A 13,868-nucleotide genomic window follows, 5' to 3' on the forward strand; every position below is an offset into this window, starting at 1 on the left:
CAGAATCGTCTGGATCTGAGGAGCCCGCGCCATGGAGATGACCATCATGATTGACGAAGCGCTGTACCGGGAGGCCCTCGAAGTGGTCGGCCGGCCCATGCCGGTCGACGAACTCGTAACCACGGCACTGAGAACCTTCATCCGGGTCGAGGCCGGCCGGCGTCTGGCCGCACTGGGCGGCACCGCGCCGGACATGCCAGACATTCCTCGCCGAAGAGAGGCGCCAGACGAATCATGAACATCGTGGTGGACACCTCGGTATGGATCGACTTTTTCCGCGCCGGCAATGACCGCTTGCTGCATCTGCTGGACGCCGACGTCGTGCTTGCGCACCCGATGATTATTGGGGAGCTGGCCTGCGGCACGCCACGGTCCCCCAGGACGGCGTCGCTGAGTATGCTCCGTCGTCTCGGGCTCAGCCGTGCGGTGGCGATGGAGGAGGTCCTCAGACTGGTCGAGCAGGAGAAGCTCTACGGCAAGGGCTGCGGACTGGTGGACATGGTGGTCCTGGCCTCCACCCTCAAGACGCCAGGCGCGGTGCTGTGGTCGCTGGACAAGCGGTTGACCCTGCTTGCAGAGCAGTTCCAGATCGCCATGCCAAGCGTGCATTGAGCCACGGCCCTGGCACCCCTCAGCGCTGCATCCCCCAGCGCCGGACAGTGAGCCGCTCCACCGTGCTGAACACCAGCCGCTCGGCCAACCATCCGATCAGGATGACCATCGCAAGACCGGCGAAGACATGATCGGTCATCAGCTCATTGCGGTTCTGGAAGATGTACCAGCCCAGCCCGCCCTGTCCGGAGGACGCGCCGAAGAACAGCTCCGCCGCGATCAGGGTGCGCCACGCAAAGGCCCAGCCCACCCGCAGACCGGAGAGGATGGAAGGCAATGCCGCCGGCAGCAGGATCTGCCACACAAACCGCGGCCCATTCAGCCCATAGTTGCGGCCCGCCATGCGCAGCGTCTCGGGGACTGACGCGAATCCCGCCGAGGCCGCCAGCGCCAAGGGCCACAGCACCGCATGGATCAGCACGAAGATCAGGCTCTTCGCGCCCAGGCCGAACCACAGCAGCGCCAGCGGCAACAGCGCGATCGCCGGCAAGGGGTTGAACATCGCGGTCAGGCTGGCCAGCAGGTCCCGGCCCCATCGCGAGGAGGTGGCCAGGCCCGTCAGCCCCAGCGCCAGCACCACGCCCAACAGGTAGCCCTGAAGCAGCAGCTTCAATGACAGGCCCGCACGCACCAGCAGCTCACCGCCGGCCAGGCCGGAGGCCAGCGCCTTCGCTGCCGCCGTGAAGGTAGGCAGCAACAGGTCGTTGTCCGCGGCTCGGGCGGCGGCCTCCCACAGCGCGGCCAGGATCACCAACAGCGCGGCCTGTCGCCAGGCGCTGGCGTCCACCAGCCGGCGCCAGCGTGACGCCGCTGGCAGCCGTTCGGCACGATAAGGCGCTGGCGAATATTCACGCTCAGGTCGTGGCGGCGGTGGGGCGGGTGCGCGCTCCGAGGGCCACCCTGGCGCAGGCCGGGTGACCACGTCAGACGGACGGTCAGCGGTGGCCGCCCAGCCCGGCGATGCGGTCGGCAGTCGGGTGATGCTCATGCGTGGGCTCCGCGCGGGGTGGCGTGAGCCGGGGCGGACGTCGAGAGACCGCAGTCGAGACACGCGGCCACACCGCCATCGGCACCGGCACCGACATCGCCCTCGGTCGACCTGCCGGACGGCGGTTCAGCCTCGAACAGCAATCGCTCGATGCGTTCGGATTGCGCCAGGCGCTGCGACGGCGTCAGGCCTTGCGCATTCAGTTCCGCCCGCACCCGCCCAGGATGCGGAGACAGCAGCAGGATGCGGTGCCCGACGGTCAGCGCCTCGTCGATGGCATGGGTCACGAACAGCAGCGTGAAGCGCTCCTGCTCCCACAACGCCAGCAGTTCGTCCTGCATGCGCCGGCGGGTCAGGGCGTCCAGCGCGGCGAATGGCTCGTCCATCAGCAGAATGCGCGGCTGCATCGCCAGCGCCCGCGCAATCGCCACCCGCTGCTTCATGCCGCCCGAGAGCTGGTGCGGATAGGCGGAGGCAAAGTCCGACAGCCCGACGCGGGAAAGCCAATCGCGTGCGCGCTCACGCGCCTGCGCCTTGCTGGCGGTGCGGGACGCGATCAGGGGGAAGGCCACGTTCTCCAGCACCGTCTTCCAGGGCGGCAACTGGTCGAACTCCTGGAACACCGCGATGCGATCGGGTCCGGGACCTTGCACCGGACGGCCATCGATCAAGATCCGTCCCTCACTCGGCGCCACAAATCCGCCAACCGCCTTGAGCAGCGAGGACTTGCCACAGCCCGAGGCACCCAACAGCACAAAGCGCTCGGAGGGAAAGACATCGAAGTCCACCCGATGGGTCGCCCGCACCACGCCGCGCTCACTGCGGTAGTCCAGGCTCAGTCCCTGGACCCGAAGCAGGGCCTCCTCGGCACCGGGGCGCGGCGGGACCGTCGGATCGTCATCGGTCCGCCCCGCCGGGGTAGGAGAAACGGCAGACACTGCGCGCACAGGCAGGGGTGAGGTTGCAGGGCACGCTGCCCCTGTGTCCACCTCACGGTCATCCGATGGGCCGGGCAGGTCGACGCGATCCAGGCGAGCGCTCATGCTCAGCTCCCGCTCGCGTTGTGCGGATCGTCGAAGAAGTAATCCTTCACCGAGGTCGGCTTGTTCTTGATCGCGCCGACCCGGTGCATGAATTCGGCCAGTGCCAAGGTGTTCTGGGGCGCCACCTTGAACTGGACCTCCGGATTCTTGATGACCTTGAGCAGCAGCTCGCGCGAGGCCTTCGAGCCCTCATTGCGCAAATAGATGTCGGCGGCGCGCTCCGGATTCCGGGTGATGAAGTCGGCCGCTTCGACCAGCGCCGCGATGAAGGCCTTGTAGGTCTTCGGATTCTCGTTGCGGAATTTCTCGGTCGTATAGAGCACCGTGGCCGACGCCGGCCCGCCCAGCACCTCGTAACTGTTCAGCACCACATGCACATGGGGATTGCCCGCCAGGCCTTGCTCCTGGAAGGGCGGATTGCCGAAGTGCGCATTGATCTCGGTGCCGCCCTTGATCAGCGCGGCGGTGGCCTCCGGATGCGGCAGCGCCACCTGGAGCTTGTCCAGCCGGTTGAACTGGGCATCACCCCATCGCTTGGCAGAGGCCAGTTGCAGGATGCGGGCCTGCACCGACACGCCCACCGCCGGCAGCGCGATCCGGTCCTGGTCAGTGAAATCCGCGATCGTCTTGACGGCGGGATTGCTGCTCGTCAGGTAGTACGGGAAGTTGCCCAGCGAGGCAATGCCCCGCACGTTCTGCCGGCCCTTGGTGCGATCCCAGAGCGTCAGCAGCGGACCGACACCCGCGCCGGCGATGTCGATGCTGCCCGACAGCAGCGCCTCGTTGATCGCCGGCCCGCCGGAGAGCTGCACGCTCTGCACCTTGATGTCGACGCCCTCGGCCTTGCCGTGCTTCTCGATCAGCTTCTGGTCCTGCGCCACATTGAGCAGCAGATAGACGATGCCGAACTGCTCGGCGATGCGCAATTGGCCTTCGGCCCGGGCTGGCAAGGCCGTGGTGGCCATCACGGCGGCCAGCAGGCCCGCTGATGCGGCGCGCAAAAGAGGTGTCATGTCAGTCCTTGGGAAACTGGCACCGAGCCCTTCACCGTGGTGCGATGCAGATGTCGGCGCAGGTGGTCCGGACAGCCGGTGGCCAGGTGCATCAGCGACCGGTTGTCCCAGAAGATCAGGTCATGCGGCTGCCAGCGATGGCGATAGACCAGCCGCGGCCGGGTGCTGTGGTCGAAGAGCTGGGTCAGCAGGTCCCGGCTTTCGGACTCGGGCAGGCCCACGATCCGGGTGGTGAAGTGCTCGCTGACGAACAGCGCAGGCCGGCCGTTCTCCGCATGCACCTGCACCACCGGATGGACAGCCGGCTTGACCTCGGCGATCTGCTCGGGCGTGAGCTTCGGCCGCCAAGGGTTGCGGGCACGAAGCTCCTCATAACGAGCCAGGTAACTGTGCTCGGCCGAACGGCCTTCCACCGCCCGGCGCAAGGCCAGCGGCAACTGGTCATAGGACAAGTGCTGGTTGGCAAACAGCGTGTCGCCGCCTTCGGACGGCAGCTCCTGGGCGTGCAGCAGAGAGCCCAGACTGGGCGCTTCCTTGTAGGAGAGGTCGGAATGCCAGAACAGGCCCGCGTCGCCCAGGCCGAGCGGCTGGCCGTCGGCATCGCGCAGGTTGGACACCTGCAGGATCTCCGGATGACCTGGCAGCTGGAAGTTGCGCAGCACATGGATTTCCAGCGGCCCCCATCGGCGGCTGAAGGCGACATGCTGTTCGGGCGTGATGCGCTGGTCCCTGAACACCAGCAGATGGTGGTCCAGGTGAGCCCGATGGAGACGGGCGAAATCCACGTCGGACAGCGGGCGGTTCAGATCCAGGCCCAGCACCTCGGCGCCCAGTGGCGCATCCAGCGGGCGGATCTCAAAGCCGGCGAACTGGGCTGGAGCGACCGGAGCAGCGCGCCGCACATCGGCGTTGGAATCGGCGTTGGAATCGGCGCTGGACAAGGGCAGGCGGGGGGCGAGGGCAGTCATGCGGTCGCACTCTAGGGACCACCGACCCCAGCGAGAACGAATAAGGCCGCATGTCGTCGCTCGGTTCGCGCATAACGAATGCGGCGCGACGCATCCGCGGATCGCACGGAACGAGGACGTCTCCAGGCCGGTCCTGTCCCTGTTTCAAGGCAAATCTGGCGGAGAGCCCCGGTGCATAGTGCGAATACAGAGACACAGCAACCTATCTTTACCCCTAGACCCACACAAGAAAGCGAGGATCCCTACAGTGAGCAGTAGTACGACAGCCTCTTGCTGTCAAAGGGAGTAGTCGCACGATGAAACAAATCATCTGCGTGAAATGGGGGACGGCATACGGCCCCGAATACGTGAATCGCCTGTACGGCATGGTCCGCCGGCATGTCACCGGCGACTTCCGCCTGGTGTGCCTGACCGACGACAAGGTCGGTCTGCGGCCCGAGGTGGATGCCTATGACCTGCCGGAGCTGGGCTGCGAATGGCCCCGCAAATCCATGGGCAAGTGGCGCAAGCTGGTGCTGTGGAGCGAGGACCTGGGCGCCACCACCGGCCTGTCCGGCCCGGTGTTGTTCATCGATCTGGATTCGGTGATCGTCGACAACATCGACGGCTATTTCTCCTACGGAGAGCCGGACGATGTGGTGCTGGCGCGCAACTGGGCCAAGCCGATGCAGAAGCTGGGACAGACCTCGGTCTTCCGCTTCCCGGTGGGCCGTTACCCGCACATCATCCGCAACTTCCGCGCCGATCCGCAGGGTGTGGCGGACAAGCACGGCTTCGAGCAGCATTTCGTGACCGCGTCGGTGCCGGGCGGCATCAAGTTCTGGCCGCACCTGTGGACGCGGCATTTCCGCCTGCACTGTCTGCCGCCGTTCCCGCTGCGCTACTTCAGGCCGGCGAAGCTGCCCAAGGGTTCGCGCATCGTGACCTTCCCCGGCGGTCCGAACCCCAGCGATGTGCTGGTGGGGCGGTGGACGCAGAAGGAGCCGGCGTTCGAAACCCCGTGGGCGCACTTCCGCGCCACCTTCTCCTCCGGCATGCGCAACCGGTGGAAGCACATGACCCGTTATGTGCGGCCCACCCCGTGGCTGACCCAGCACTGGGTGGAGTGAGCCTGACCGCCCTCGTGGGGGGCGAATTCATGGCGGCGGATTCGGCCCTGTTCCTTTCGCCGCCACAGGGGACGCCGAAGGCGAGGGCCCGGTCGCGCTCCCCGGCGCTGACGGCGGGGCGGCCTGGGCCAGGTCCCGGATCACCTCCAGCGCCGTCTTCACCTTGAAGGGCTTGAGCATGATGCGGCGGATCTCCAGCTCCTTGTAGAGCTGCGCGGTCGCCAGGTCGCAGGCCTCGGCAGTCAAGGCGATCGGCATGCGGGCGCTGCAGCGCAGGGCGCCGGCGCGCACGCTCTGCACCAGCGCGAGCGCCTCCAGTCCTTCGCCGATGTCGAGCAGCAAGCCATCCATGGGTCGGTGTTCCAGCAGACGCTGGGCGGCCTCATGGCTGCTGCATTCGTGCACGTCGGCGAGCTGCAGCTCCCGCGCCACCATGGCGACGGTGCGCCGAAACAGCGAATGCCCATCGACGACCAGGAACTGTCGATGCGGCATCAGCCCGCCTCCGTCGACTGGCCCAGGAACTCGGCCAGTGCCAAGTCCCGCAGGCTCATCAGGATGGCCAGGTCGGTGTCGTCCAGCGTGCGACGGCGCCGATCGATCAGGCACAAGGTGCCGATGCGCACCCCGGGACGGGGCTCCAGCGGCGCGCCGGCATAAAAGCGGATGTGCGGCGGGCCGACGACCATCGGATTGTCGGCAAAGCGCGGATCCTCGGTGGCGTCAGGCACCACCATCACCTGCGGCGCATGGATCGCATGCCCGCAGAACGAGACATCCCGGCTGGTCTCACACACCGCCAGGCCGAAACGCGCCTTGAACCACTGGCGGTTCTCATCGATCAGACTCAACAGCGCAATCGGCACGCCGAACTCCTCGGCGGCGAATTGGACGATGCGATCGAAGCGCGCCTCCGGCGGTGTATCCAGGATGAGCATCTCCCGCAAGGTCTGCAGGCGCTCGGCTTCGTTGGCGGGGAGGGGAGGACGGAGCATGGACAGGCTTTCTCCAGAAGTCCGGCGGCCGCGGGACCGCTTAGCAACAGCCATTGCCTCAGGGTAATGGCGGGCATGGCGCTCAGCCTAGCTCAGAAGGAATTGACCACAGAACCGGCACGCCGAGCTGCACACATCGGCGGCGGGACAAATTGGCAAAACACATTCCCGCACCGGTTTGACAGACCCGCGGGCCCACAGGCCCACAGGCCCACAGGCATGCGGGTCGGCGGGTCGGCGGGTCCACCGAGCCGCACCGCCGCAGCGCCGCCGTTTATTTAGTTCCGCTACATCCATGCGCCGATATCGCATTGGCGCTCGCGCAGGGCGCCGATCAGACTTCCGTTCACGGGGCGCGCCCATGTCGCCCCCGCCGACGGCAGCCGACTCTGCCGCCGGGAAGGCATGGTGAAAGCCCAGGTCGTGACTGGTGCCGCCCTCGGGGTCTTGGGGGAGGCGCTTCAGGCGGAAACAGTCACGGTCCTGGCGTCTTTCCACGCCTGCATATTCCTTATTCGGGATAAGCAAATACTTAAACAATCGTTCCGCGAATAAGGACTTGTTGGCAAGCTACACAGCCCGACAAGACTGTCGCCTGTTCTCGCCTGTTCGCCATGACCGATCACCCACGCAAGACCCGCTTCCCACGCCTCGAGGGACTCACCCGTCGGCATGCGCTGATGTGGGCGGCCGCCGTGCCGCTGCTGGCCTCGCAATCCCTGCAGACTGCGCAGGCGCAAGAACCGACCACGCTGCTGAATGTCTCCTATGACGTCGCCCGCGAGCTGTACAAGCAGGTGAATCCGGCCTTCGTGACCCACTGGAAGGCCAAGACCGGCCAGACGGTGACGGTCAACCAGTCTCACGGCGGATCGTCCAAGCAGATCGGTTCCGTCATCGGCGGCCTGGAGGCGGACGTGGTGACGATGAACCAGGCCACCGACGTCGACGCCCTGGCCGAGAAGGGCCTCACCGGCGCCGACTGGCGCAGCAAGTTCCCCAATGGCGCCGCGCCCTACAGCTCGACCATGCTGTTCCTGGTGCGCAAGGGCAATCCCAAGCAGATCAAGGACTGGAATGACCTGGCGCGCGCCGGTGTGCAGGTGATCATTCCCAATCCCAAGGTGACCGGCAACGGCCGTTACGGCTACCTGGCCGCCTGGGGCAGCGTGATTGCCAAGGGCGGCTCCGACGCTCAGGCCAAGGACCTGCTGACCAAGATCCTTGGCAATGTGCCGGTGCTGGACGGCGGCGGCCGCGGTGCCACCACCACCTTCACCCAGCGCGGCATCGGCGATGTGCTGCTGACCTTCGAATCCGAGGCCGAGCTGATCGAGAACGAGTTCGGCAAGGGCCAGTTCGAGGTGGTCTATCCCAGCATCTCGATCGAGGCGGATGCGCCGGTCGCCGTGGTGGACAAGGTGGTTGCCAAGAAGGGCAGCGCCGCCCTGGCCAAGGGCTATCTGGACTTCCTGTGGACGCCCGAGGCCCAGGAAATCATCGCCAAGAACAACTTCAGGCCGCGTGATCCGGCCGTGTTCAAGCGACATGTGCAGCGCTTCGCGCCGATTAAGCTGTTCAGCGTTGACCAGACGCTCGGCGGCTGGAGCAAGGTCAGCAAGACCCACTTCGCCGATGGTGGCCAATACGACCAGATCATGGCCGGCCTGAAGCGCTGATCCCCCGCATCGGATCGAATCACGCATGAACACCGCCGTGCTCCCGGCCTCGGCCACGCCGACGCCCGCCCGCAAACGCCGCCGAGTGCTGCCTGGCTTCGCCCCGACGCTGGGCTTCACCCTGTTCTATCTGTCGCTGCTGGTGCTGATCCCACTGTGCGCGGTGTTCCTGAAATCCGCGAGCCACGGGTTCGACGCTTTCTGGGCGGCCGCCACCTCGCCCCGGGTGCTGGCCTCGTACCGCCTGAGCTTCGGCGCGGCGCTGCTGGCCGCGGCGATCAACGTCGTGTTCGGTTTCATCCTGGCCTGGTCCCTGGTGCGCTATGACTTCTTCGGCAAGAAGCTGGTGGATGCGCTGATCGACCTGCCCTTCGCCCTGCCCACCGCCGTCGCCGGCATCGCGCTGACGGCGCTGTACGCGCCCAACGGATGGATGGGCAGTTGGCTGGAGCCGCTGGGCATCAAGGTGGCCTTCAAGCCACTGGGCGTGCTGGTGGCGCTGATCTTCATCGGCCTGCCGTTTGTGGTGCGCACGGTGCAGCCGGTGCTGGAGGACCTGGACACCGAACTCGAAGAGGCGGCGGCCTCGCTCGGCGCGCACCGCTGGCAGGCCTTCCGCCTGGTGGTGCTGCCGATGCTGACCCCGGCGCTGCTGACCGGCTTCGCGCTGGCCTTTGCCCGTGCCGTGGGCGAGTACGGTTCGGTGATCTTCATCGCCGGCAACATGCCGATGGTCAGCGAGATCACCCCGCTGATGATCATCACCAAGCTGGAGCAGTACGACTATGTCGGCGCCACCGCGATCGCCGTGGTGATGCTGGTGTTCTCGTTCCTGCTGCTGCTCGGCGTCAACGGCCTGCAAGCCTGGAGCGCTCGCCGCAACGGCATGGATGGTCGGAAATGAACTGCGCCGCACCCAGCCCCCGCATCGCGACCGCTGTCAGGGCCGCTCACGCCGCTCTCCACCCATCGGGGCCGCTCACCGCATCGCCAGGTCCGACGGATTTCCTTTCGACGTCGACTTTCGACGCCGCCCCTGCGCTTTCCGGAGCGAGTGACTGACATGGCTGGATCTGCTGCAACCCTGGGCCGCGCGCGAAGCGCCGGCCATTACCAAGGCAACCCGGCCACCGCGGAGCGTCGCTGGGTGCGCTGGACCCTGCTCACGCTGGGACTCGGCTTCTTCGCGCTGTTCCTGGTGCTGCCACTGGTGGCGGTCTTCAGTGAAGCGTTGCGCAAAGGCTGGGACACCTACCTGGCCGCGCTGGTCGAACCCGATGCCATCTCCGCCATCCAGCTGACCTTGACCGCCGCCGTGATCTCGGTGCCGTTGAATGTGGTGTTCGGCGTGTCGGCGGCCTGGGCCATCACCAAGCATGACTTCCGCGGCAAGCAGTTGCTGATCACCCTGATCGACCTGCCGTTCTCGGTGTCGCCCGTGGTGGCCGGTCTGATCTATGTGCTGATCTTCGGGGCGCAGGGCTGGTTCGGTCCCTGGCTGCAGGAGCACGATGTCAAGATCATCTTCGCCGTGCCCGGCATTGTGCTGGCCACCGTGTTCGTGACCTTCCCATTCGTGGCCCGCGAGCTGATCCCGCTGATGCAGGCCCAGGGCCGTGATGAGGAAGAGGCTGCCACCGTGCTGGGCGCCAGCGGCTGGCGCACCTTCTGGCATGTGACGTTGCCCAACATCAAGTGGGGCCTGCTGTACGGGGTGATCCTGTGCAATGCCCGCGCCTTCGGCGAGTTCGGCGCGGTGTCGGTGGTGTCGGGCCACATCCGCGGACAGACCAACACGCTGCCGCTGCAGGTCGAGATCCTCTACAACGAGTACCAGTTCGCGGCGGCCTTTGCGGTCGCGTCGCTGCTGGCCCTGCTGGCCCTGGTCACGCTGGGATTGAAGCAGTTGGTCGAATGGCAGGCCCAGCGCGCGGCACCCACGAACTGAAGACGTCGCGGTGGACCCCTCGTCCGCCCGGTGATGAAGGAACAAGCATGAGCATCCAAGTCCGCAACATCCACAAGTCCTTCGGCGCCTTCACCGCGCTGGGGGATGTCAGCCTGGACTTTCCCACCGGCGAACTGACCGCGCTGCTGGGCCCCTCGGGCTGCGGCAAGACCACCCTGCTGCGCATCATCGCCGGCCTGGAAACGGCGGATCGCGGCCAGGTGCTGCTGGACGGCACCGATGCCTCCGACACCCATGTGCGTGAGCGGGAGGTCGGCTTCGTCTTCCAGCATTACGCGCTGTTCCGCCACATGACGGTGTTCGACAACGTGGCCTTCGGCCTGCGGGTCAAGCCGCGCAAGCACCGCCCGCCCGAAGCCGAGATCAAGCGCAAGGTGCATGAGCTGCTGCAGCTGGTGCAACTGGACTGGCTGGCCGACCGCTATCCGCCGCAGCTCTCCGGCGGCCAGCGTCAGCGCATTGCGCTGGCCCGTGCGCTGGCGGTGGAGCCGCGGGTGCTGCTGCTGGACGAACCGTTCGGTGCGCTGGATGCCAAGGTCCGCAAGGAATTGCGCCGCTGGCTGCGACGGCTGCATGACGAGCTGCACATCACCAGCGTCTTTGTGACCCACGACCAGGAAGAAGCGCTGGAAGTGGCCGACCGGGTGGTGCTGATGGACCACGGTCGCGTCGAGCAGGTGGGTTCGCCCACCGAGGTCTACGAACGCCCGGCAACGCCCTTCGTCTATGGCTTCCTGGGCGCGGTCAACCGCTTCGAGGGACGCTCCGAAGGCGGCGTGGTGCGCGTCGGCGAACAGACGCTGGCGCAAGACCTGGCCGGTGCCGCGCAACCGCAGGGACTGGTGCAGGCCTATGCGCGTCCGCATGAGCTGCGCATCGTGCTCAGTCAGGACGCGCCCGGTTTGCCGGCGACCGTCGAGCGGGTGCTGAGCTTCGGCGCGGCGGCCCGCATCGAACTCCGCGGCCCTCAGGGCGAGCACCTGGAAGCCGAAGTGAGCCGCGAACAGGCCGAAGCGCTGCAGCTGGCCAGTGGCCAGCAAGTGCGACTCCAGGCCTCGCGCCTGAGCCTCTTCGCCACCCAGGCGGCATGAGCCGAACCGTGTCTGCGGCCTCACAGCTCAATCACCTGATACAGCGCCAGATACAGCGTCGACCGCGCGCGCTCTTCCCGTGCACCGAGGAGCCCTGGCCTGGCCAGGCGACCCGTCCAGCGGAGCACGGGCGATCTGGCTCCGCCAGTCCCCGGCTCGCCCCCTCGGGGGGCCGGCGCAGCCGGTAGGGGGGCCAATGAATCTTCAGCAATTGCGCATCGTCCGCGAGGCGGTGCAACAGAACTTCAACCTGACCGACGTGGCAGCGGCGCTGTTCACCTCGCAGTCCGGTGTCAGCAAGCACATCAAGGACCTGGAAGACGAGCTCGGCGTCGAGCTCTTCCAGCGCCGTGGCAAACGTCTGCTGGGACTCACCGAGCCAGGCAAGGAGCTGGCGGTCGTCGTCGACCGCATGCTTCAGGACGTGCGCAACATCAAACGCCTGGCCGAGCAGTTCTCCGGCGCCGACCGCGGCCAGCTCACCATCGCCACAACGCACACCCAGGCGCGTTATGCGCTGCCGCAGATCGTGGCGCGCTTCAAGGCGGCCTATCCGCGGGTCCATCTGGTGCTGCATCAGGGCAGCCCGGCGGAGATCGTCTCACTGCTGCAATCGGGCGAGGCGGACATCGGCATCGCCACCGAAGCGCTGGGCAAGGACGATGCGTTCGTCACCTTCCCCTTCTATGCCTGGCACCACTCGGTGGTGGTGCCGAAAGGCCATGCACTGGAAGGCCGTCCGCTCACGCTGGAAACCCTGGCCGAACAGCCGCTGATCACCTATCACGAGGGCTACACCGGCCGCGCGCGCATCGATGCGAGCTTCGCCGCGGCGGGCCTGGCGCCCGACATCGTGATGTCCGCACTCGATGCCGACGTCATCAAGACCTACGTGCAGGTGGGTCTGGGCGTGGGGATCATCGCGGCGATGGCCTTCGAGCCGGCACGTGATCCCGGACTCTCCCTGTTGGATGCGAGCCACCTCTTCCCGGCCAACACCACCCGCATCGCGCTCAAGCGCGGCCACTATCTGCGGGGCTTCGCCTATCGCTTCCTGCAGGAATGCGTCGACACGCTGACCGAGGACGTCGTTCGCGACGCGATGGAACTCGACGGCTGAATCGCCGGGCAGGCGCGTCGGCGCCATCTGCCTTCAGCCGCATGGCGCATCAGCACATGCGAGAAACGCAGAAATGCTTATCGATATTTGTTGGAGGACAGGTCCGGGCCGGATTCGAATAATGAATTCGCATCAGCCCCATGACCGTCCACCACGATAGCGACCGATGAACTTCCAGCAATTGCGTTCCGTCCGCGAAGCTCAGCGCCGCGGCTTCAATCTCACCGAGGTGGCGCAGGCGCTGCACACCTCGCAGCCCGGCGTCAGCCGTCAGATCCGCGAACTGGAAGACGAACTCGGCATCGACATCTTCATCCGCGCCGGCAAGCGGCTCACCGGGCTGACCGAGCCGGGTCGCAATGTGATGCCCATCGTCGAGCGGCTGCTGCGCGAAGCGGAGAACCTGCGCCGCGCCGGCGAGGACTTCGCCCGCGCCGACCGCGGCCACCTGCGCATTGCCGCCACCCACAGCCAGGCGCGCTACGCCTTGCCGCCCGCGGTGCGCGATTTCCGCAACACCCATCCCGATGTCAGCCTGCAGTTCCAGCAGGGCACGCCGCAGCAGGTGGCCCGGCTGCTGATCGACGGCGAAGCGGACATCGGCATCGCCACCGAAGCGCTGGCGCTGCATCCCGAGTTGCTGACGCTGCCCTGCTACCGCTGGACCCACACCGTGCTGGTGCCGCCGGATCACCCGCTTGCGGCCGAAGCCGCCGAGGGCCGGCCACTGACGCTGGAGCGGCTGGCGGAGTTCCCCATCATCACCTACGAGACCGGCTACACCGGCCGCTCCCACATCGATGAGGCGTTCTCGCGCGCCGGCATCGACCTGAACGTGGTGCTGGTGGCCATGGATGCGGACGTGATCAAGACCTATGTCGAGCTGGGCCTGGGCGTGGGCATCGTCGCGGCGATCGCCTATGACGAAGAGCGCGACCGACTGCTGCGTGCGATCGATGCCCGTCATCTGTTCGCCGACAACCTGACCCGCCTGGCGATGCGCCGTGACGCGTACCTGCGCGACTATGTCTATGACTTCGTCGAGACCTTCGCGCCACCGCTTCATCGCGCCATCGTCGAGCAGGCGCGGCTGGGGTCAGGTCTTTCGGACTGACGGCGCGCCGGGACTCATCGCCTTCGCCTTCAATTGCCACGCCGACCGAGCACGGCGGGTGCAAGGAGGGCGCGCGGCGGCGCCCATCAGGCACATCTCGACCCCGCGGCCGACCCTCTCCTGACTGCGGTATCCACACCACAACGCGTGGATCGATCGCCCGGAAC

15 protein-coding genes are annotated in these 13,868 nt (G+C 66.7%); 9 read left to right on the forward strand and 6 right to left on the reverse strand.

Annotated features, from left to right (window positions below; translation table 11 throughout):
* Positions 1-31 precede the first annotated feature (31 nt).
* The gene (locus N4261_RS00305) at positions 32-238 is read left to right on the forward strand and encodes a type II toxin-antitoxin system VapB family antitoxin (RefSeq protein ID WP_261758213.1); all 207 of its coding nucleotides are present in this window, start codon (positions 32-34) and stop codon (positions 236-238) included.
* Positions 235-612 (forward strand): type II toxin-antitoxin system VapC family toxin, encoded by a 378-nt coding sequence (locus N4261_RS00310; protein WP_261758214.1) that lies wholly within the window; start codon positions 235-237, stop codon positions 610-612. The genes N4261_RS00305 and N4261_RS00310 overlap by 4 nt, the downstream gene beginning before the upstream one ends.
* Before the next feature lie 19 nt (positions 613-631).
* Here the strand turns inward: N4261_RS00310 and N4261_RS00315 are convergent, their stop codons facing one another.
* The 4 genes from N4261_RS00315 to N4261_RS00330 are packed head-to-tail and all read right to left on the reverse strand — an operon-like array spanning position 632 to position 4,624.
* Positions 632-1,600, reverse strand: coding sequence for an ABC transporter permease (locus N4261_RS00315; protein WP_261758215.1), 969 nt, complete (start codon positions 1,598-1,600; stop codon positions 632-634).
* Positions 1,597-2,643 carry an ABC transporter ATP-binding protein gene (locus N4261_RS00320; protein ID WP_354005389.1) on the reverse strand — a complete coding sequence of 349 codons (1,047 nt, stop codon included), beginning with the start codon at positions 2,641-2,643 and terminating at the stop codon, positions 1,597-1,599. The genes N4261_RS00315 and N4261_RS00320 overlap by 4 nt, the downstream gene beginning before the upstream one ends.
* Positions 2,644-2,645: 2 nt before the next feature.
* Positions 2,646-3,608 (reverse strand): ABC transporter substrate-binding protein, encoded by a 963-nt coding sequence (locus N4261_RS00325; RefSeq protein WP_261760855.1) that lies wholly within the window; start codon positions 3,606-3,608, stop codon positions 2,646-2,648.
* Between the two features lie 44 nt (positions 3,609-3,652).
* Complete coding sequence (locus N4261_RS00330; RefSeq protein ID WP_261758217.1) at positions 3,653-4,624, reverse strand: TauD/TfdA dioxygenase family protein; 972 nt, start codon at positions 4,622-4,624, stop codon at positions 3,653-3,655.
* A gap of 296 nt (positions 4,625-4,920) precedes the next feature.
* Between N4261_RS00330 and N4261_RS00335 the strand changes: the two genes are divergently transcribed.
* The gene (locus tag N4261_RS00335; RefSeq protein ID WP_261758218.1) at positions 4,921-5,733 is read left to right on the forward strand and encodes a glycosyl transferase; all 813 of its coding nucleotides are present in this window, start codon (positions 4,921-4,923) and stop codon (positions 5,731-5,733) included.
* Positions 5,734-5,760: 27 nt separating this feature from the next.
* Here N4261_RS00335 and N4261_RS00340 read toward each other — a convergent pair whose 3' ends face one another.
* Positions 5,761-6,228, reverse strand: a complete 468-nt coding sequence (locus tag N4261_RS00340; RefSeq protein WP_261758220.1) for a helix-turn-helix domain-containing protein — start codon at positions 6,226-6,228, stop codon at positions 5,761-5,763.
* Positions 6,228-6,728: a GAF domain-containing protein gene (locus tag N4261_RS00345; RefSeq protein ID WP_261758221.1), complete on the reverse strand. Its 501-nt coding sequence runs from the start codon at positions 6,726-6,728 to the stop codon at positions 6,228-6,230. The genes N4261_RS00340 and N4261_RS00345 overlap by 1 nt, the downstream gene beginning before the upstream one ends.
* 680 nt (positions 6,729-7,408) lie before the next feature.
* Here N4261_RS00345 and N4261_RS00350 point away from each other — a divergent pair.
* From N4261_RS00350 to N4261_RS00375, 6 genes are all read left to right on the forward strand, one after another.
* Positions 7,409-8,407 (forward strand): sulfate ABC transporter substrate-binding protein, encoded by a 999-nt coding sequence (locus N4261_RS00350; RefSeq protein ID WP_261760856.1) that lies wholly within the window; start codon positions 7,409-7,411, stop codon positions 8,405-8,407.
* Between the two features lie 25 nt (positions 8,408-8,432).
* The gene (cysT, locus tag N4261_RS00355; protein WP_261758222.1) at positions 8,433-9,311 is read left to right on the forward strand and encodes a sulfate ABC transporter permease subunit CysT; all 879 of its coding nucleotides are present in this window, start codon (positions 8,433-8,435) and stop codon (positions 9,309-9,311) included.
* Between the two features lie 159 nt (positions 9,312-9,470).
* Positions 9,471-10,355 (forward strand): sulfate ABC transporter permease subunit CysW, encoded by an 885-nt coding sequence (cysW, locus tag N4261_RS00360; RefSeq protein ID WP_261758224.1) that lies wholly within the window; start codon positions 9,471-9,473, stop codon positions 10,353-10,355.
* A 47-nt stretch (positions 10,356-10,402) separates the two neighbouring features.
* Complete coding sequence (locus tag N4261_RS00365; RefSeq protein WP_261758225.1) at positions 10,403-11,467, forward strand: sulfate/molybdate ABC transporter ATP-binding protein; 1,065 nt, start codon at positions 10,403-10,405, stop codon at positions 11,465-11,467.
* A 196-nt stretch (positions 11,468-11,663) separates the two neighbouring features.
* Entirely contained in the window at positions 11,664-12,587 is a 924-nt protein-coding gene (locus N4261_RS00370; protein ID WP_261758226.1) for a CysB family HTH-type transcriptional regulator, read from the forward strand.
* A 166-nt stretch (positions 12,588-12,753) separates the two neighbouring features.
* Positions 12,754-13,701: a CysB family HTH-type transcriptional regulator gene (locus tag N4261_RS00375; protein WP_261758227.1), complete on the forward strand. Its 948-nt coding sequence runs from the start codon at positions 12,754-12,756 to the stop codon at positions 13,699-13,701.
* Positions 13,702-13,868: the final 167 nt, after the last annotated feature.

Source organism: Roseateles amylovorans, from assembly GCF_025398155.2.
GTDB lineage: Bacteria > Pseudomonadota > Gammaproteobacteria > Burkholderiales > Burkholderiaceae_C > Roseateles > Roseateles amylovorans.